The 18,937-nt window shown below is 72.8% G+C and carries 17 protein-coding genes; 11 read left to right on the forward strand and 6 right to left on the reverse strand.

Annotation, left to right across the window (positions count from 1 at the left end; all coding sequences use genetic code 11):
• The 8 genes from AB0J06_RS12790 to AB0J06_RS12825 all read left to right on the forward strand — a co-directional run.
• The coding region (locus AB0J06_RS12790; RefSeq protein ID WP_357427795.1) for a helix-turn-helix domain-containing protein at positions 1-349 on the forward strand (349 nt) is incomplete at its 5' end.
• 137 nt (positions 350-486) lie between these two features.
• Entirely contained in the window at positions 487-1,659 is a 1,173-nt protein-coding gene (locus tag AB0J06_RS12795; RefSeq protein ID WP_357427797.1) for an acyltransferase domain-containing protein, read from the forward strand.
• On the forward strand, positions 1,656-2,600 hold the full coding sequence (locus AB0J06_RS12800; protein ID WP_357427799.1) for a beta-ketoacyl-ACP synthase III: 945 nt from the start codon (positions 1,656-1,658) through the stop codon (positions 2,598-2,600). The genes AB0J06_RS12795 and AB0J06_RS12800 overlap by 4 nt, the downstream gene beginning before the upstream one ends.
• Positions 2,601-2,685: 85 nt before the next feature.
• Positions 2,686-2,925: an acyl carrier protein gene (locus tag AB0J06_RS12805; RefSeq protein WP_357427801.1), complete on the forward strand. Its 240-nt coding sequence runs from the start codon at positions 2,686-2,688 to the stop codon at positions 2,923-2,925.
• Positions 2,922-4,148: a beta-ketoacyl-ACP synthase II gene (gene fabF, locus AB0J06_RS12810; RefSeq protein ID WP_357427803.1), complete on the forward strand. Its 1,227-nt coding sequence runs from the start codon at positions 2,922-2,924 to the stop codon at positions 4,146-4,148. Before AB0J06_RS12805 ends, fabF begins: the two co-directional genes overlap by 4 nt.
• A 24-nt stretch (positions 4,149-4,172) precedes the next feature.
• Positions 4,173-5,594, forward strand: a complete 1,422-nt coding sequence (locus tag AB0J06_RS12815; RefSeq protein ID WP_357427805.1) for a carboxyl transferase domain-containing protein — start codon at positions 4,173-4,175, stop codon at positions 5,592-5,594.
• 155 nt (positions 5,595-5,749) lie between these two features.
• Complete coding sequence (locus AB0J06_RS12820; protein WP_357427807.1) at positions 5,750-6,460, forward strand: class I SAM-dependent methyltransferase; 711 nt, start codon at positions 5,750-5,752, stop codon at positions 6,458-6,460.
• A gap of 80 nt (positions 6,461-6,540) precedes the next feature.
• On the forward strand, positions 6,541-7,170 hold the full coding sequence (locus AB0J06_RS12825) for a class I SAM-dependent methyltransferase (protein WP_357427809.1): 630 nt from the start codon (positions 6,541-6,543) through the stop codon (positions 7,168-7,170).
• A gap of 6 nt (positions 7,171-7,176) precedes the next feature.
• Here AB0J06_RS12825 and AB0J06_RS12830 read toward each other — a convergent pair whose 3' ends face one another.
• The 4 genes from AB0J06_RS12830 to AB0J06_RS12845 all read right to left on the reverse strand — a co-directional run bounded on the left by AB0J06_RS12830 (position 7,177) and on the right by AB0J06_RS12845 (position 12,944).
• Positions 7,177-9,450: a hypothetical protein gene (locus tag AB0J06_RS12830; protein WP_357427811.1), complete on the reverse strand. Its 2,274-nt coding sequence runs from the start codon at positions 9,448-9,450 to the stop codon at positions 7,177-7,179.
• Positions 9,447-10,478, reverse strand: coding sequence for a glycosyltransferase family 2 protein (locus AB0J06_RS12835; RefSeq protein ID WP_357427813.1), 1,032 nt, complete (start codon positions 10,476-10,478; stop codon positions 9,447-9,449). The genes AB0J06_RS12830 and AB0J06_RS12835 overlap by 4 nt, the downstream gene beginning before the upstream one ends.
• A gap of 90 nt (positions 10,479-10,568) precedes the next feature.
• Positions 10,569-12,275: a glycoside hydrolase family 3 protein gene (locus AB0J06_RS12840; protein ID WP_357427815.1), complete on the reverse strand. Its 1,707-nt coding sequence runs from the start codon at positions 12,273-12,275 to the stop codon at positions 10,569-10,571.
• A 177-nt stretch (positions 12,276-12,452) separates the two neighbouring features.
• Entirely contained in the window at positions 12,453-12,944 is a 492-nt protein-coding gene (locus AB0J06_RS12845) for a DUF3145 domain-containing protein (protein ID WP_357427817.1), read from the reverse strand.
• Positions 12,945-13,223: 279 nt separating this feature from the next.
• Between AB0J06_RS12845 and AB0J06_RS12850 the strand changes: the two genes are divergently transcribed.
• Positions 13,224-13,553 carry a hypothetical protein gene (locus AB0J06_RS12850; protein ID WP_357427819.1) on the forward strand — a complete coding sequence of 110 codons (330 nt, stop codon included), beginning with the start codon at positions 13,224-13,226 and terminating at the stop codon, positions 13,551-13,553.
• Between the two features lie 95 nt (positions 13,554-13,648).
• On the opposite strand, the gene AB0J06_RS12855 is transcribed toward AB0J06_RS12850, so the two are convergent.
• The gene (locus AB0J06_RS12855) at positions 13,649-14,323 is read right to left on the reverse strand and encodes a carbonic anhydrase (RefSeq protein ID WP_357427821.1); all 675 of its coding nucleotides are present in this window, start codon (positions 14,321-14,323) and stop codon (positions 13,649-13,651) included.
• Between the two features lie 220 nt (positions 14,324-14,543).
• Here AB0J06_RS12855 and AB0J06_RS12860 point away from each other — a divergent pair, with 220 nt between their 5' ends.
• Both AB0J06_RS12860 and AB0J06_RS12865 read left to right on the forward strand, forming a co-directional pair.
• Positions 14,544-15,458: an alpha/beta hydrolase gene (locus AB0J06_RS12860; protein WP_357427823.1), complete on the forward strand. Its 915-nt coding sequence runs from the start codon at positions 14,544-14,546 to the stop codon at positions 15,456-15,458.
• Positions 15,459-15,636: 178 nt separating this feature from the next.
• Positions 15,637-17,754, forward strand: a complete 2,118-nt coding sequence (locus AB0J06_RS12865) for an AAA family ATPase (RefSeq protein WP_357427825.1) — start codon at positions 15,637-15,639, stop codon at positions 17,752-17,754.
• Positions 17,755-17,845: 91 nt separating this feature from the next.
• On the opposite strand, the gene AB0J06_RS12870 is transcribed toward AB0J06_RS12865, so the two are convergent.
• Positions 17,846-18,793, reverse strand: coding sequence for a superoxide dismutase (locus AB0J06_RS12870; RefSeq protein WP_357427827.1), 948 nt, complete (start codon positions 18,791-18,793; stop codon positions 17,846-17,848).
• Between the last annotated feature and the right edge of the window lie 144 nt (positions 18,794-18,937).

Consider the following 18,937-nt stretch of genomic DNA (forward strand, 5'->3'; position numbering starts at 1 on the left):
GCCGGCCGCGCCCCGCCCGGTCGCGGCGGTCGACCTGCTGCCCGAGCGGGCGCTCGCCGGGGACACCGAAGCCCGGCGCACGCTGCGCCAGGACGTGTACGGGTCGCTGGCGCGCGCGGGTGGCGAACTGCTGGAGACGCTCGACGCGTTCTTCGCCGCCGGCGGGGTGCTGGAGAGCGCGGCGCGCGCCCTCTTCGTCCATCCCAACACCGTGCGCTACCGGTTGCGGCGGATCGCCGATGTCACCGGTTTCTCCCCGCTCAGCCCCCGCGACGCTTTCGCGTTGCGCGTGGCGCTGACAATCGGGCGGCTCGATCCGGCGGCGCCGTCCGCCGCAACCCAGCCCTGACCCACCCCTTCGGCTACAAAACGCACATAAGGGCGATGACCTCTAACGATCTTTGTAGGATCTCCACAACTCCCGTAGTGTGGTTTGGTGCCGAGCAGCACACAGGTGACCCACCAGTATCAGGAAGAGTGCTAAACGTGCTCGCCGTACTCTCCCCAGGCCAGGGTTCCCAGAAGCCCGGCTTCCTCACTCCATGGCTCGACCTTCACGGCGCCGAGGCCCGGCTCCGCTGGTGGTCCGCGCTCGCCGGCGTCGATCTGGTGCACCTCGGCACCCGGGCCGACGCTGACGAGATCAAGGACACCGCCCGGACCCAGCCGCTGCTGGTCGCCGCCGCCCTGCTCGCCGCCGAACACCTGCCGATGTACGACGTCGCGGTGACCGCCGGGCACAGCGTCGGTGAGCTCGGCGCGGCCGCGCTCGCCGACGTGCTCCCCGCCGAGGCGGCGATCACCCTCGCCGGAGTACGCGGCCGCGAGATGGCCGCCGCGTGCGCCCTCGAACCGACCGGGATGGCCGCCATTCTCGGTGGCGACCCCGACGAGGTGCTCGCCGCGATCGAGGCCCACGGGCTGCACCCGGCCAACCGTAACGGCGCCGGTCAGATCGTCGCCGCCGGCGCCGTCGACCGCCTGGAGAAGCTCGCCGCCGACCCGCCGGCCAAGGCGCGCGTGATCACCCTGCAGGTCGCCGGCGCGTTCCACACCCCGTACATGGCCCCGGCCGAGGAGGCGCTCGCGGCCGTCGCCGCCGGGATCACCCCCACCGACCCGAGCAAGATCCTGCTCTCCAACCTGGACGGATCCGCGGTCAACCATGGCCGTGAGCTGCTGCAGCGACTGGTTCGCCAGGTGACCGCGCCGGTCCGCTGGGACCTGTGCATGCGCAACCTCGCCGACCTCGGCGTCACCGCCGTGATCGAGCTGCCACCGGCGGGCACCCTCGCCGGCCTGGTCAAGCGCGAGCTCAAGGGCGGCAACCCGCCCGAGATCGTCACGCTCAACACGCCCGACGACCTACCCGCCGCCCGCGACCTGATCGCCCGGCACGGCATGGCTCCGAGCCACGAGCCGACAATGCAGTTCCGCGTGGTGGTCTCCGCCAGCGCCGGCACCTTCGAGCCCGCCCCCGGCCTCGCCGAGGGCGACACGCTCCGCGCCGGACAGGTGATCGGCCACGTGGCCACCCGGCAGGGCGCCGTCGACGTCGCCGCGCACCAGGCCGGGGTGCTCACCGAATGGCTGGCCCACCACGACGACCCGGTCGCGCCGGGCCAGCCGCTCGCCCGCATCGGAGGACACCTACTGTGACCGGTTCCCGCATCGTCGCGATGGGGCACTACCAGCCCTCCCGCGTACTCACCAACGACGAGCTCGCCCAGATGGTCGACACCAACGACGAGTGGATCCGCGACCGGGTGGGCATCGCCACCCGACGCATCGCCGACAGCGAGACGGTCGCCGACATGGCGGCCGCGGCCGCCGGCAAGGCGCTCGCCAACTCCGGGCTCACGGCCGGCGACATCGACCTGGTCGTGGTCGCGACCTGCACATCCGTCGACCGCAGCCCCAACGTGGCGTGCCGGGTGGCGGCGAAGCTGGGCATCACCGCCCCCGGCGCCTTCGACATCAACACCGCCTGCTCGGGCTTCTCGTACGCGCTGGGCACGGTCGACCACGCGATCCGGGCCGGCGCCGCGCGCAACGCCATCGTGATCGGGGCCGAGAAGCTCTCCGACTTCACCGACTGGACCGACCGCTCGACCTGCATCATCTTCGGCGACGGCGCGGGCGCCGCGGTGGTCACCGCCACGGCCGACGACGAGCCGGCCGGGGTCGGCCCGGTCATCTGGGGCTCGGTGCCGGAGAAGAGCGACGCGGTACGGATCGAGGGCTGGCGCCCCTACATCCAGCAGGAGGGGCAGGCGGTGTTCCGCTGGGCCACCACGGCCCTCGCCCCGCTGGCGCTGCAGGCCTGCGAACGGGCCGGCGTCGCGCCGGAGGAGCTCGCCGCGTTCGTGCCGCACCAGGCCAACGGCCGGATCATCGACGGCATCGCCAAGCGCCTCGGCATCCCCCAGGCGGTGATCGCGAAGGACATCGTCGAGTCCGGCAACACCTCCGCGGCCAGCGTGCCGCTGGCCCTGTCCAAGCTGGTCGAGCGGCGGGAGGTGCCCGCGGGCGCCCCGGTGCTGCTCTTCGGCTTCGGCGGTGGCCTCACCTACGCCGGGCAGGTCGTCCGCTGCCCATGACGTCGCGCCGGCCGCTGTGGCCGGCGTCCGACGGGCACGGCTGCCCGCATCCCAACACCATCCATCTGGAGAGGAACCAACCCCAATGACCCGTGACGAGATCACCGCCGGCCTCGCCGAGATCCTCGAAGAGGTTGCCGGCGTGAACCCGGACGACGTGGCGGCGGAGAAGTCGTTCACCGACGACCTGGACGTCGACTCGCTGTCGATGGTCGAGGTCGTGGTCGCGGCCGAGGAGAAGTTCGGCGTGAAGATCCCGGACAGCGAGGTGCAGAACCTCAAGACCGTGGGAGACGCGGTCGCCTACATCGAGGCGCAGGCGTGACGATGGTTGACGTTGTCGTCACCGGGCTCGGCGCGACCACCCCGCTCGGCGGGGATGTCGCGTCGACCTGGGACGCGATGCTCGCCGGCCGCTCCGGGGTGGGTCCGCTCACCCCGGAGTGGGCGGCCCAGCTTCCGGTCCGGATCGGCGCCGAGCTGGCGGTCGATCCGAGCGAGGTGCTCGACCGGGTCAAGCTGCGCCGCCTCGACCGCTCGGAGGCGATCGCCCTGATCGCCGCCCACCAGGCGTGGGCCGACGCGGGGCTGGCCGAGGCCGGGCTCGACAAGGAACGGTTGGCCGTCAGCATCGGCTCGGGCATCGGCGGCGCACAGACGCTGCTCGCCCAGGACGACATCCTGGAGGCGTCCGGCCCGCGACGGGTCTCCCCGCACACCGTGCCGATGCTCATGCCGAACGGGCCGGCCGCGTGGGTCGGTCTGGAGTTGGGCGCGCAGGCCGGGGTGCACTCCGTCGCCAGCGCATGCGCCACCGGGGCCGAGGCGATCGCGCTCGGTCTCGACATGATCCGCGCCGGCCGGGCCGACGTCGTCGTCGCCGGCGGCACGGAGGCGGTCATCCACCCGCTGCCGATCGCCGGGTTCGCCGCGATGCGGGCCATGTCGACCCGCAACGACGAGCCCGAGAAGGCCTCGCGCCCGTGGGACAAGGCGCGCGACGGCTTCGTACTCGGCGAGGGGGCCGGGGTGCTCGTGCTGGAACGCGCCGACCACGCCGCCGCGCGCGGCGCCCGCGTCTACGCCCGGCTCGCCGGGGCCGGTCTGACCTCCGACGGGTACGACATCGTGCAGCCGCACCCGGAAGGGCTCGGCGCCATCCGGGCGATCGCGAAGGCGATCGCCGATGCCGGGATCTCCCGGACGGACATCGCCCATGTCAACGCCCACGCGACATCGACCCCGGTCGGTGACATGGCCGAGATCGCCGCACTGCGCGCCGCGGTGGGAACCCACCCGGTGCTGACCGCCACCAAGTCGATGTCCGGCCACCTGCTGGGCGCGGCGGGCGCGCTGGAGTCGATCGCGACGATCCTCTCGATCCGCGACAGCGTCGTGCCGCCGACGATCAACCTCGACGATCCCGACGACGGTCTCGACCTGGACGTGGCCGCCCACAAGGCGCGTCACATGGATATCCCCGCCGCCCTGAACAACTCGTTCGGCTTCGGCGGCCACAACGTGGCTCTCGTCTTCACGCGGGCCTGAGGCACGAATTTGGAGGCTGCTGCCGTGAGTACCACTGTCAGCGCTGATCAGTCCACTACGGATTACCGCGATCCCGAGGTGCGGCTCCGCGCGCTCTTCGACGCGGGATCGCTGCGCCTGCTGATGTCCCCCGACACCTCCGGCGTGCTCTGGGCGCGTGGTGAGATCGACGGCACGCCCGCGATCGCCTACGCCACCGACGCGACCAGGATGGGCGGGGCGATGGGCACCGACGGGTGCCGGCACGTCGTCGACGCGATCGACACCGCGGTCCGCGAGCGGATCCCGGTTCTCGGGCTCTGGCACTCCGGCGGGGCACGGCTGGCCGAGGGCGTCGTCGCGCTCGACGCGGTCGGGCAGGTCTTCGCGGCGATGGTCCGCGCCTCGGGGCGGGTGCCGCAGATCTCGGTCGTGCTCGGCCCGGCCGCCGGCGGGGCGGCGTACGGCCCGGCGCTGACCGACATCGTGATCATGAGTGCCGCGGGGCGCATCTTCGTTACCGGTCCCGAGGTCGTCCGCAGCGTCACCGGCGAGCAGGTCGACATGGAGCGTCTCGGCGGTCCGGAGCCGCACGGGCGTCGTTCCGGCGTCGTGCACGTGACGACGAAGGACGACGAGTCTGCGCTGGCCGAGGCGCGTAAGCTCGCCGCGCTGCTCGGTCGGCAGGGGCGCATCACCCCCGCCGACATCCCGGCCGTCGACGAGGAGGGGCACGACCTCTCCGCGCAGATGCCGGCGGAGAACAACCGGGCGTACGACGTCAAGCCGGTGGTGAAGGCGTTGCTGGACGCCCCGGGTGTGGAGTTGCACGCCAAGTGGGCGCCGAACGTGGTGACCACGCTGGGTCGCTTCGCCGGCCGTACGGTCGGCGTCATCGCCAATAACCCGCTGCGCCTCGGCGGCTGCCTCGACGCGTCCAGCGCGGAGAAGGCGGCGCGCTTCGTGCGGATGTGTGACTCGCTGGGCGTGCCGCTGATCGTGCTGGTCGACGTGCCGGGCTACCTGCCGGGGCTGGGCCAGGAGTGGGACGGCGTGGTGCGCCGCGGCGCGAAGCTGCTGCACGCCTTCGCGGAGGCGGTCGTTCCCCGCGTGACGCTGGTGACCCGCAAGGCATACGGCGGCGCGTACATCGCGATGAACTCCCGTTCGCTCGGCGCGACCGCGGTCTTCGCCTGGCCGAACGCGGAGGTCGCGGTGATGGGCGCGTCCGCGGCGGTCAACATCCTGCACCGCAAGAAGCTCGCCGCGGCCCCGCACGAGGAGCGGGAGGCGCTGCGCGCGCAGTTGATCGAGGAGCAGACGCAGATCGCCGGTGGTGTCAACCGGGCGCTGGAGATCGGTGTCGTGGATGACGTGATCAAGCCGGCGGAGACCCGTCGCCGGATCGCGGACGCCATCGCCGGCGCTCCGGCCGCCCGCGGCGCGCACGGCAACATCCCGCTCTGACCCACCCTCAAGATCCGCGTGATCAGGGAGTACGTCCGGCGAGTCGCCGGCCCGCCCATGGCGGCGGCCCCTGATCACGCGGATCTTGCATGCGCGGCGCCACCGCCGGCGCGCCCGCCGTTAAGGTAGGGACCGCCCCGACTTCAGGAGTACGCGTGGAAGCCACCGAGATCCGCAAGCTCGCCGCTCTCGAGGACACCCACTGGTGGTACCGGGAGCGCCGGGCGCTGCTGGCGCGGGCGCTGCGGCGGCTCAGCGCGGCCGGACAGCAACCGGGCCGGGCCCTCGACATCGGCGCGGCGGGCGGCGGCAACACCCGCGTGCTGCGCGCGCACGGCTGGCGACCGGTGGCACTGGAATACAGCCAGGACGGTGCCGAGGTGGCGGCCGAACGCGGACTCGACGTCATCCGCGCCGACGCGCGGTTCCTGCCGCTCCCCTCGGCCAGCCTCGACCTGGTCGTCGCCTTCGACATCCTCGAGCACATCGAGGAGGACCATCTGGCGGCGGCCGAGATCCGTCGGGCGCTGCGCCCGGGGGGCACGGCGCTCATCGCCGTACCGTGCGACATGAAGCTCTGGTCCGCGCACGACGTGGCGGTCGGACACGTCCGCCGCTACGACCGCGCGACGCTGACGACGGTGCTCGAAAAGGCCGGCCTGGTGGTCGACGAGCTGTGGAGCTGGAACGTGCTGCTCCGCCCGGTCGCGGCGTGGCGGCGGCGCAAGTCCACCGGCAGCGACCTGGACGAGCTGCCCGGTCTGGTCAACCTCGGCCTGACCACGATCATCGCCGCCGAACGCTACCTGCCGGTCAGGTCCCTGCCCGGGGTGTCGCTGATGCTCCGCGCCCACCGGCCGATCTGAGCGCGGCGACCCCGCACGGTGATAGGTTCCCCCGCGCCGCCCCACGGTCGGCCACCCGGCACCCCCGTAAGGAGAGTCAGATGTTGGCAGCGGTGAAGAGCCTGCTCGGCCATGTCCCGCTCTATGTCGCGCTGCAGCGCGGTCTCGGCGCGGACCGGCTGCGCTACCGCTGCCTCGACGAGCTCGGCCTCGCCGAGGGCGACACGGTGATCGACGTCGGCTGCGGCCCGGCCTACTATTTCGAGCGCCTCCCCCGGGTCAACTACTTCGGTTTCGACACCGCGCCGCGCTACATCGACTGGGCGCGCAAGCGGTGGGGCGACCGCGCCGAGTTCCGCTGCGAGGTCTTCGGCGAGCAGCACCTGGCGGAGATTCCGCCGGCCAACGCGGTGCTTCTGCTCGGGCTGCTGCACCACCTCTCCGACGAGGACTCCCGGCACCTGCTGCGGGTGGCCGCGAAGGCGCTCGCCCCCGGCGGCCGCGTGATCGCCGTCGACACCTGCTACGAACCCCGGCAGGGTCGGATCTCGCGCTGGATGTCGAAGAACGACCGCGGCGAGTACGTCCGGGAGCCGGAGGCCTTCGTCGCCCTGGCCCGGGAGTCCTTCACCCACGTCGACGGCGAGATCATCGACGACGCGACCCGCATCCCGTCGAGCTTCTGGATGATGCGGATGCGCGAGCCGGTGCTGGCGACGCGGGACGCCTGACGCGGGTCAGGGCAGTTCGTAGACGGCCATCCGGCCGTTGTCGAAGCGCAGCCGCGCCAGGGCCGTCAGCTCCGGCGCCTCGACGCCGACCGTACGGTCGACGACCAGCCAGCGCACGTCGTGGCGGTCGCGCAGCTCACGCAGCCCCGCGTCGGTCGGGGCGGTGAACGCCTCGTCGTTGCGGCGCAGGAGCTCCTGGTCCCAGAACTGGCCCAGCCCCAGCGCGGCGACCCGCGGCGCGAACGCCCAGCCCTCGACGAGCACGCGTCGTTCCGCGTACGCGCTGAGCCAGAAGGAGCGCGGGTCGCACCAGCCGTCGCGGATCGCCAGACAGTGCACGTTGGTGGCGACCACGTCCCGCGGCGAGCTGTGCTCCCGCGTCCACCGGGCGGCCTCGATCCGGGACAGCGGCATCGGCACGGTCGCGTACGCCCCGCCGTTGGGCGTCTGCACCGACTTGTACATGTCCATGATCAGGCCGGGGGCGCCGACCACCAGGACCGCGGTCAGCGCGACCACCGCGCCCCGCCCCCGCAAGGCCGGGATGCCGCGCCGGGCCATCAGCCAGGCCGCCGCCGCGACGAGCCCGGCCGCAGCGAGCAGCACGGACCACTTCAGCAGCGGCATCAGCGGATCGAGCGAGGTGGTGTACGACGTCGACCCGGCGTAGCTCAGCTGGGTCAGCACGAGCAGCACGGCGAGCGCTACGGCGAACCCGGCGAGCGCCCGCTTCTGCCGGGCGTCGAGGTCGGCCCGCTCGAGAACCATCGCGTAGCCCCACGCGGAGATCACGACCCCGAATGTGAAGCCGGCGCGGGTGAAGTACTGGTTGCCGTCGCTGGACTGCAACAGGACGAGGTACAGGCCGGGGCCGGCGACCGCACCGGCGAGCAGGAACCACTGCACCGGCTCCAGCCGCCATCTCCGCGACCGGATCAGCGCCACGACGCCGACGACCCGCAGCTGCATGTTGATGAGGAACGCCGTGATCACCGCGGCGATCACCAGTGGCCGTGGCCAGCCGGCCGGCGGCTGCGCCCAGAAGCGCTCGAAACTCCAGAACGGCCCGAGTTGCACGCCGTAGGTCTGGAAGCGGTAGAGCACCGCTGTGGCGAAGAGCTGCGCCGCCCCGGCGAGGACGCCGGCCACCACGACCGCCCATGGGATGCGTCGTTCGGTGATCAGCAGCGCGACCGCCGTGATCGCCAGTGCCACCGCGACGACCGGGACGGAGCTGGCCTTGGCCCCGCTCGATGCGAACATCAGCAGGGCGGCGAGGACGAACGCGCCCCGGCCGATCGGCGCGACCGGCCGGTCCGCACGCCGGTCGACGACGTCGGCCAGTGCCGCGATGAGCGCGATCAACAGCACCCAGCTGTAGATCATCGACATGCCGTGCCAGATGACGAACGAGGCCTGGGTGCCGAACGGCATCGTCACCGGGTGGGTGAAGTTGGTTTCGCCGATGACGAAGAAGAGCGCCGCGGCGGCCGCGCCGACGTACGGGCGACCGCTGACCCGCCAGCCCAGCACCGCGGTCAGCACGATCGCCGCGGCGCAGAGCGCGGGGATGGTCAGCCGCAGCGCCACGACGGGCAGGTCGATGTGGCCGATCAGGCTGGTCGCGGCCATGTGGACGTAGCCGAACCAGTGGTAGTTGAGCGGCTCCGCCGCGACCTGCGGCACGTGGATCGGCAACTGGTGCTTGGCCTCACCGGCGAGGGAGAGCTGGTAGGCGAGGTCCAGGTACTGCCGGGTCTCGTCCGAACTCGGCAGGATCGGATTTCGCTCGAGGAAGGTGTAGGACAGGTAGGTCGTGAAGAACGCGACCACGCCCGCCACCGACCAGGACCAGCCGAGCGGCGTCGCGGCGTAGCCGCGTACCACCCAGTGCCGGCGCAGTCGGGGCACGGCCGCGAAGACCGCCACCACCGACAGCGGCCAGAGCCACAGCCACCCGCGCAGGTCGAGTGCGCTGAACAGCGCCCACGCCGGCAGTTCGAGCACGAGCCCGACGGCGGCGCCCATCGCGACGTCCTCGACGAGCGTGTGCGGCCGGCGGCGCAGCGACCGGTAGACCAGCGTGCCCGGCAGGATCAGGGCGAAGAGGATGTACGCCACGTAGCGGACAAGGTCGAGCGGGGACGTCCCGGCGACGAGCAGCACGCCGGCGACGTAGCTGAGCCCGACGGCCAGCGGCAGCCAGCGGTGGACGGCGACGTACGCGGGGGTCGCCGGTCCGGCGTCGCGGTCGGCGACGTCGGGGAGTGTCGCGGTCACCGAGGCGTCCTCGGGCCGGGCGTGGTGGTGACCGTCAGCACGTCGTCGGCGTGCGGGTCCTCGGCGGCGTCGACCGGCGCGTGCTCCGTGGCGTCGTCGCTGTCCGAGCCGATGAAGTAGCTCGGCCGGCCCTGCACGGCGACGTAGATCCGGGCGATGTACTCGCCGAGCAGCCCCAGGCAGAGCAGCTGCACCGCGCCGAGGAAGAGCACCGCGACGTAGAGCGAGGCCCAGCCCGCGACGGTGTAGTGACCCAGGTACGCGACGAACGCGACGACGAGCATCGCGCTGCAGAGCACGACCCCGCCGACGCCGAGCCAGGTCGCCACCCGCAGCGGCGCCGCGGAGAAGCTCGTGATGCTGTCCATCGCGAGCCGCAGCATCCGGGAGAGCGAGTATTTGGTCCGGCCCGCCGCCCGTTGCTCCCGCACGTAGTCGACCTCGCCGCTGGGAAAGCCCAGCCAGGGCACCACGAGCCGCAGCACCGGCCCGCGTTCGGGAAGCTCCCGCAACGCTTCGACGGTCGCCCGGCTGAGCAGCCGGAAATCACCGGCCTGGGCGGGCACGCTGTTGCCGACCAGCCGGCGCACCACGCGGTAGTAGAGCCCGGCGGTCGCCCGCTTGAACGGCGAGTCGGTGGAGCGATCGCTGCGTACGCCGTAGACGACGTCCAGCTCGCCGGTCCGGGCGGTCCGCAGCATCTCGGCGAGGAGCTCCGGCGGGTCCTGCAGGTCGGCGTCGATGCTGGCGACGTAGGCGCCCCGGGCCCGGAACAGGCCCGCGGTCAGGGCGGCCTGGTGGCCGCTGTTGCGACGCAACCGGACCACGCGTAGCTGCGGCCAGCCGCGGCGCAGCCCGGCGAGAACCGCGGGGGTGGCGTCGGTGCTGCCGTCATCGACGGCCACCACCTCGTACGCCTCGGCGAGGGAATCCAGGGCGGCCCGGAGCCGTGCGGCGAACAACGGGAGCACGGCCTCTTCGTTGAAGATCGGCACGACGACGGAGAGTGCCGGTTCGAGCCGGGCCATGCCGCGTCTCCCCCGTTCGCTTGTGGTCAGACAGACAGCGGAACGCTATCAGGGCCGGCAGTGACCGACCTCACGACCGCAGTGGCCGGGTCAGCTGGCGCACACCGTCGCCGGGAGCCCCGGCACGGCGACCGGTGACCGCCCCGGCGCGGTGGCTCTGCCGGTGAGCACGGAGGCGAGCGCCGACATCGACACGCTGCTCGACGAGTAGGTGGCGAGCAGCACGGGGGACTTCGCGCCCGTGAGGACGTTCGGGGTGTCCATGGCCACCGTCACCGCCGCGTCCGGGCTCAGGTCCTTCGCCGTGTCGCCGTACCCGACGAGGTGCACCTTGGTGCCGCCGGTCGGGACGACCTTGGCGCCGGCCGCGCGCAGCGCCTCGGTCAGCAGTTGGCGGGTCGCGTCCCGCCCCGCCGACGCGGTGACGGTGACCGGTCCGCGTAGGGCCGTCTGCGTGCACGACCCGCGCAGCTGGCTGATCGCGGCGGCGCCCAGCCGCTGCACGACCTCCCGGTGGGCGGCGCTGTTCAGCGTGGACATCTCCGGCGCGTGCCCGGCGGCGAGCCGGAACTTCAGCGTCAGCACGTGGGTGACGGCGTCGACCAGCCGCTCCCGCGGCAGGTCACCGCCGCGCAGCGCGCCGAGCAGCCCGTCGTACGCGCCCGTCACGTCCGGCGGCATCAACAGCAGGTCGTTGCCGGCGTTGATCGCCCGGACCGCCGCTTCGCCGGCGGGCCAGCGCATGGCCGGTTCCATGTTCATCCCGTCGGTCACCACGACGCCCTTGAACCCCATCTGGTTTCGGAGCACGTCGGTGAGGAGCTTGCGCGAGAAGGTGGCCGGGGTGCCCGGGTCGACGGCGCGCACATCGAGGTGGCCGGACATGACGAGCGAGGCGCCCGCGTCGATTCCGGCGGTGAACGGCGGCAGGTCACGGGCGTCGAGCGCCTGACGGTTCTGCGCGAGCACCGGCAGCGCCTTGTGCGAGTCGGCCGCGGTGTGGCCGTGGCCGGGGAAGTGTTTGAGGGTGGCGGCGACGCCGGCCCCCTCCAGTCCGCGGACCGCCGCGCCGACCTGTGCGGCGGTGGCCCGGGGATCGGAGCCGTACGAGCGGGAGCCGATGACGGCGCTCTGCGCGCCGAGCACGTCGGCGACCGGGGCGAAGTTGAGGTTGACGCCGAGTGCGGCGAGTTCCGTGCCGGCCGCCCGCCAGGCGCCTTCGGTCAGGGTCGGGTCGCCGGCGGCACCGAAGGCCATCGCGCTGGGCAGCGCCGTCACCCCGGAGCGGATGCGGGTGACCACCCCGTACTCCTGATCCGTCCCGACCAGCAGCGGCGCGGCGCCCTTGCCGGTGGGGAGAGCGGCCGCGGCGTCCTGCAGGCCGGTGGTGAGCGCCCGGACCTGCTGCGGGTTGTCCACGTTGCTGGTCGGCTGGTTCTTTCCCGTCGGGTCGTCGGCGGAGAAGCCGACCAGGATCAGCCCGCCGAGGCGGTATTTGGCGACCATCTCGGCGGGGGTGTCGACTCCGGCGAGCTTGCGGTTGCCGGCGGCGGAGGCGGCCGAGACCGTGGTGGCCGCACTGCCGTACGCGTAGGGCATCAGCACCTGGCCGACGAGATCCTCGTCGCTGAGCGTGCCTACGAGTCGGGCGGCGCGGGCGGCCGGATCACCGGACTGCGTCGCGGCGCCGCGCGTGGATGGTCCGTCGGACGCGGTCGGCCGGCTCGCGCACCCGGAGAGGGTCAGCAGGGCGAGGAGGGTAATGGCGGCGATGGCGCGCCGCGGGGGGTTCGGCACAGGGTCATCCCATCAGGTGAACGGGACCGCCGGCAACCCGCACGGGGTCGGCGGCGCACCGTGGCACAACGGCCGACCGGCCGGAGATGCCTCCCCCGATGGGCGCTCCCCTGCCCACCTGCCCGCTCCCGTTTCCCCCTAATCCGGGGCACGGCACCACCCTGAGGGGCGCACGGCTCAGCCGACCCGGGTGAGGAGGGTCACCGGGGCGCCGTCCCCGGCGTAGCGGTAGGGCTCGAGTTCGGCGTCCCACGCGGTGCCGAGCGCCTTGTCGAGAGCGTGCGCGAGCGCCTCGGGCGCGCGGGCCGCCGCCATCAGCGCGCGGAGCCGGTCCTCGCCGAGTTGGATGTCCCCCGCCACGCCCATGGCAGCACGGAACAGCCCTCGGCCCGGTACGTACATGAACCGCTCGCCATCGACACCGGGGCTGGGCTCCTCGGTGACCTCGAAACGGATCATGGGCCACTGCCGGAGGGCAGCAGCCAGCTCGGCGCCCGTCCCCGCCCGGCCGGTCCAACTGCACTCCGCCCGACGGGCGCTTGGATCGACCGGTTGGGCCGTCCAGTGCAGGTTGACCGGCGCGGTGAGGACGCGCGAGATCGCCCATTCGACGTGAGAGCACACGGCGAGCGGGGTCGAGTGGACGTATACGACGCCACGCGTTGGCACGGTGACCTCCCGGAGAGCGAGGTGCGTCTTCCCCTACGACCTCGATCACCAAGCGGTTCCGCATCTCATGATGACTTGTGTGACGGATGGTGCGCTAGGGAATCGCAAAACTGGCCCGGTCGGAATGTCGGCAGGGGGCGTGTCGTTGTCTCTCACAGCACCGGATGGGCTGGGTTTTCGTCCCCGAGGGGTCGTGTAAAGTTCAGTCGGCGACTTGTGTCGCCTCCTCAGCCCTCCGGACGTCCTGTCCATTCCCGTAGTCGTGCAAGGAGTACCCCCGTGGCGAGCAACACCTCAAAGACCGCGCGCGCGTCAGTCCGCGCCGGCCAGGCCGGTCAGGGTGGCGCCCTGAGCGTGCTCGGCGAGTTCAAGTACGTGATCCCGCTGAACGGCGGCAAGCACGCCTACGTGCGCAACCTGACCAACGGCAAGACCGCGCACCTGCGCACCGACTCCGAGGCCTTCGTCGAGGAGATCCGCGTGCTGGCCGCTGCCGGCCACGCCAACAAGATCCGCGCCGAGCTCAACGTGCTGGCGGCCGAATACCCCAGCGACGGCTGGGACACCACCGAGAAGCGCCTCGTCGAGGCCGGTGTCTTCGAGGGCTGAGCGCCCCCGCGACGCACCACAGCGCTGCGCCCCGTCACGGATCACTCCGTGGCGGGGCGCTCTGCGTTTCCACCGGTCCGGACGCCGGGTCGCGCTCAGCCGAGCAGCTCGACCCGTCCCGTGTCGAGGTTGTAGAGCCCGCCGACAACATCCAGCCCGCCGGTCGCGATCGCCGCAGCCAGCCGCTGCTCCGCGCGCAGCCGCAGCACGCTCCGGGCCACGTGCCGGCGGACGGCGAGCGCCTGCACGTCCGGCTCGTCCAGTCCGACCTCGGTGACCGCCGGGGCTATCTCGTCGACGAGATAGCCGAGCGCACCGTCCGGCCGCTCCCCCGTGCGCAGCGCGGTGACCGTCGAGGCGACCGCGCCGCACCGCTCGTGGCCGAGCACGACCACCAGGGGTACGCCGAGTTCGACCACCGCGAACTCGACCGAGCCGAGCACGGCGCGGTCGAGCACCTGGCCGCCCGAGCGCGCCACGCAGATCGAACCGAAGGTCTGATCGAAGATCGCCTCCAGCGGCACGCGGGAGTCGATGCAGCCCATCACCAGGGCGGACGGCTCCTGGTCGCCGGAGGCGGCGGCCTCGGCGGCGGCGACGTAGTGCCCATGGCGGGGGCGACGGTTGACGAAGCGCTCGTTGCCGGCGAGGAGGTTGGCCAGCGCCTCGGCCGGTCCCGCGGCCCGCCCGGGGCGATCGGCGACGATATCGCGAGGCGGCACGGGCGCGGCGAGCGACGCGGGCGTGATCTCGATGCGTGACGACGACATGTCGCTCAGCGTCGCGTCCCGCGGCCGTGTGCGGAAGCGACTTGCGAAAATTCTCACGTCGATGATTCACAACGTGGGACGCCGGGTAGACCACGAGCGGCTCGGGCCGTGCCGGAAGTCAGGGCCACAAAACGTGTCTCACGTGCCGATCGGCCGACATACGAGTCATGATTACTACCCGCGGGTACGCGTGGAACCCCGGCTCGACGCGGAGGTGAGCATGCCCGACCACACCACGGTACGACTACCGGACGGTGTCCGTCTGCACGTCGAGTCCACTGGTCCCGCGGATGCCCCGATCACCCTCGTGCTGCTGCACGGCTGGACCCTCGACCACCGGACGTGGCACAAGCAGATCGCGGCGCTCGGCGCGGAGTTCAACGACGGGGTACGCATCGTCGCGTACGACGCCCGCGGGCACGGCCGGTCCAGTTCGACGCAACTGCGCTCGGCCACCCTGGGTCAGCTCGGCGAGGACCTCGCCGAGGTCGTGCGTCAGGTCGTGCCGACCGGGCCGGTCGTGCTGGCCGGGCACTCCATGGGCGGGATGTCGATCATGGAGTACGCCCACCGGCACCCGGACGGGTTCGCGGAACGGGTGAGCGGCCTGGTCTTCGTCGCCACCACCGCCGAGGGGCACACGCACACCGCCTACGGGCTCTCCCCGCGGGTGGCCCGGCTGATCCGGCTCGCCGAGACCACCGGCGCCGGCGTGCTGGCCCGGTGCGGATCGTGGTACCCGCACCGACCGCTGCTGCGGGCACTCCGCCCCACGCTGCGCTGGCTCCTCTTCGGCGACGTCTGCGATCCGGACGACATCCGGCTCACCACCAGCGCGGTGGCGCACGCCTCGCTGCGCTCGATCGGGGGCTTCCGCACGTCGATCGGCGCACAGCAACGACTGGACACCCTCGCCGCGCTCGGCGACGTACCGGCGGCCGCTCTGGTCGGTGACCGCGACCGGCTCACGCCGCCGCCGTGCGGGGAGTCGATCGCGGCGGCGCTGCCCGGCACCGAATTGACCCTCTGCCCCGGCGCCGGTCACATGCTCATGCTCGAACGCCCCGACGAGGTGACCGCCGCGCTGACCGGCGTGATCCGCCGCGCGGTGGCACGTCAACCGACCCCGGCCTAACGGCCGGTCCGCCCTGCCGGCGGAGCGTCGGCAATCACGCACTTCGGGGGAGCGTGCGTGTCGATCGCCGCCGCGCCCCGTACCCTCGCTCTGGCCGCCGGTGTCGCCTGGCCCCGCCGCCGCCGCACCTCGCGGGCCGCCACCGCGTCCCGCCACCGACCGCTCTGGAGCTTTCGCGTTGACCGACGCCACCACCCTGCAACAGGAGATCGCCGCCGAGCAACAGCATGTCGACCGGGTCTACGCCCGCCTCGACCAGTTGCGGCTGGAGGCCGCGCGGGCGGAAAAGGACAGCTACCGGCAGGCCCGGGTGGGCAACTTCAGCGCGCTGGTCGAGCGCGACGCGATGGTCTTCCACGCCGCCCGGCGGCGACACGTGCTCGACGCCGAACACGAGGGGCTGGTCTTCGGCCGCCTGGATCTGCGCGAGGGCGCGGTGCTGCACGTGGGCCGGCTCGGCGTGCGCGGCGAGAAGGCCGAACCGCTGTTGATCGACTGGCGGGCGCCGGCCGCCGCCGCCTTCTACCAGGCCACCGCCGCCGAGCCGCGCGGCGTGGTGCGCCGTCGCATGATCCAGTCCAGCGGCGAACGGGTGACGGGCGTCGAGGATGACCTGCTCGACCCGGACGCCGCGCCGAGCGGGATGCGCGTGATCGGTGACGGCGCGTTGCTCGCCGCCCTGTCGCGGGCGAAGGGCCGGGGCATGCGCGACATCGTCTCGACCATTCAACGCGAGCAGGACGAGGCGATCCGCTCGCCCGCCGCCGGAGTCACGGTGGTCTCCGGCGGGCCGGGCACCGGCAAGACCGCGGTGGCCCTGCACCGTGCGGCCTACCTGCTCTACTCGGACCGCAACCGGTTCGCGGGCGGCGGCATTCTGGTCGTCGGCCCCTCCGGCGTCTTCGTCGAGTACATCGCGTCGGTGCTGCCGTCGCTCGGCGAGGACGCCGCGACGCTGCACTCGCTCGGCTCGCTCGTGCCCGGATTCGAGGCGACCCGTCCCGACCCGGCCGACATCGCCGCGATCAAGGGATCGTTGCGGATGCGGCGCGTGCTGGAGCGGGCGGTGCGCGACGCGGTCCCCGATGCTCCGACCGAGCTGCGTCTGCTCTACCGCGGCCAACTTCTCCGGCTGGGTCCGGCCGAGCTGGACGCGATCCGGGAGCGCGCGCTGCCGCGCGGCGCCCGCCGCAACGAGGTACGGCGGGCCGGGTTCGACGGCATCTTCCGCGCGCTCTGGGCGCAGGCGCGGGGGCTGCGCGCCACGGGTCTGCCGACTCAGCCCGAGTTCGAGGACGAACTGTCGGAGCGTGGCGACTTCCGCGACTTCCTGCGCGCGTGGTGGCCTCGGCTGCATCCGCGTCACGTGCTCGGCTGGCTGGCCCGTCCCGAGCGGCTGCGCGCGTACGCGGAGGGGATCCTCTCCAACGCGGAGATCCGCGCGCTGTCGGCGGCGTACCGGTCGCTGGCCACGCAGGGGCCGACCATCGCCGACGTGGCGATCCTCGACGAGCTGGACGAGCTGATGGGGCGTCCGCGGAAGCCCGCGAGCCGGACGCGCGACCCGTTCCACGTCCGGGACGGAATCCGCGAGGTGACCACCTTCGCGGACCGGGAGCGGGCGGCGCGCGGAGCGGCGGTGCAGCGCCCGGAGGACTATCGGGAGTACGCCCACGTCATGGTCGACGAGGAGCAGGACGTGTCGCCGATGCAGTGGCGGATGCTGGGGCGGCGGGGCAGCTTCGCCTCCTGGACCGTGGTCGGCGATCCGGCGCAGACGGCGTGGACCGGCAACCCGGGCGAGCTGGCACAGGCGCGGGACAAGGCGCTGGGCCGACGACGCCGGCACGAGTACGCCCTGACCACCAACTACCGCAACTCCGCGGAGATCTTCGCCGTCGCGGCGGCGGTGATCCGCGAGGTCCACCCCGATCTGCCGTTGCCGACCGCGGTCCGCTCCACCGGCGTGGCACCGGTCGAGCTGCGGGTGACGCCCACCGGGCTGCCCGCGGCGGTCCGCGACGCCACCGCCGCCATGCTCGCCGAGGTGGCGGGGACGGTCGGGGTGATCACGCCGGTGCCGCGCCGCGACGAGATCGCCGGCTGGCTGGCCGAGTTGGCCGGGCCGCGACTGCAGGTGGTCACCAGCCTGCAGGCCAAGGGCATGGAGTACGACGGCGTGGTGCTCGTCGCGCCGACCGAGATCCGGGCCGATTCGTCGGCCGGCGTCCGCACGCTCTATGTGGCGCTGTCCCGGGCCACCCAGCGCCTGACCACCATCGACGCGACCATGTGATCCCCAGGATCCGCGTGATCAGGGACTGACTCGCGCGTAGCGCCGGCGCGGCGTGCGCACGACCGCGCGATCACGCGGATCTTGCGGCGGGTCACCGATCCGCGATGGCGACCACGGAGTACGGCGTGGTCGACGTGGGCGGGGTGGTGAAGCGGGCGTTGGGCAGGTAGAGCCGCTGGCCGTACGCCGCGACGGTGGTCGGCACGTCGAACCGGGGGTCGGTGAGCCGGGAGATCACCCGGCCACGGACGCCCGCGTCGTCGAGGCGCAGCACCGCGACGGTGTTCAGGCGGTTCTGCACGACGTGGAGCGTGTGCCCGTGGAGGAGCAGCCCGTCGCCGTTGGTGAGCAGTTCGCCGCCGAGGTCGACGGCGCGGGTGACGCCGGTGGTCGGGTCGACGCGGAAGAGCCGGCCCGTGTTGGACTGCACGACGAGCAGACCGCGCCCGTCCGGCGTGCGGGCGATCCCGTTGGCGTTGATGCCCGCTCCGTAGACGATGTCCCCGGTCAGCGGCAGCCGCACCACCGCGTCGGGACCGGGCAGCCTGCCGGAGCGGTCCAGCGGCACCTGGTAGAGGACGGCATTGGTGGAGTCGGTGAACCACGCCGCGCGCGGCGTCAGCACGACGTCGTTGACGAAGCTCGGCGACGCGGTGAACCGGTAGCTGGCGAGGAGCGCCCCGGTGACCCCGTCGACGACGCGACCGTCGCCGCCACTGCCGCCGGCGACGTAGAGCCGCCCACGCGCATCGAGCTTCATGCCGAGTGACGGCGTGCCCGACCCCGCGTTGATGACGGCGCCCTCCCCGGTCGCCAGGCTCGCCCGGTAGATCGCGCCGGTCGCGCGGGAACCGAAGAAGGCGTAGGGCAGCGCTCCGATCGCGATCCCCTCGGGCTGGAACCCGGCGGGAAGCGCGATGGTCCGCGGAAACGGCGGCTCGGGGCGGGCGGGCGCGGCGCCGGCCGGCGCGGACGTGACGGTGAGGGCCGCGGCGAGCCCCGCGGCCAGGACGAGGGCGACACGTGGACCGGTCAGCACGGTGGGTATCCCTTGCAGGTCGGGGGCTTCCACTGACGGCGCGGGGCACGCGCCATCCATCCGCGTCACTGTATACCTGATGACGCGGATGTCCCATTCCAGGCCGCGGACCCGGTTGCCGGGCGGGCATATCAGGCTCGACGA

The organism is Micromonospora sp. NPDC049679, from assembly GCF_040659735.1.
Taxonomy (GTDB): Bacteria; Actinomycetota; Actinomycetes; order Mycobacteriales; family Micromonosporaceae; genus Micromonospora_I.

Bases quoted from the DNA above. Each gene is read 5' to 3' on its own strand.
- AB0J06_RS12855 (WP_357427821.1), bottom strand. From the start codon at position 14,323: ATGTCGTCGTCACGCATCGAGATCACGCCCGCGTCGCTCGCCGCGCCC.
- AB0J06_RS12825 (WP_357427809.1), top strand. From the start codon at position 6,541: ATGTTGGCAGCGGTGAAGAGCCTGCTCGGCCATGTCCCGCTCTATGTC.
- AB0J06_RS12805 (WP_357427801.1), top strand. From the start codon at position 2,686: ATGACCCGTGACGAGATCACCGCCGGCCTCGCCGAGATCCTCGAAGAG.
- AB0J06_RS12835 (WP_357427813.1), bottom strand. From the start codon at position 10,478: ATGGCCCGGCTCGAACCGGCACTCTCCGTCGTCGTGCCGATCTTCAAC.
- AB0J06_RS12860 (WP_357427823.1), top strand. From the start codon at position 14,544: ATGCCCGACCACACCACGGTACGACTACCGGACGGTGTCCGTCTGCAC.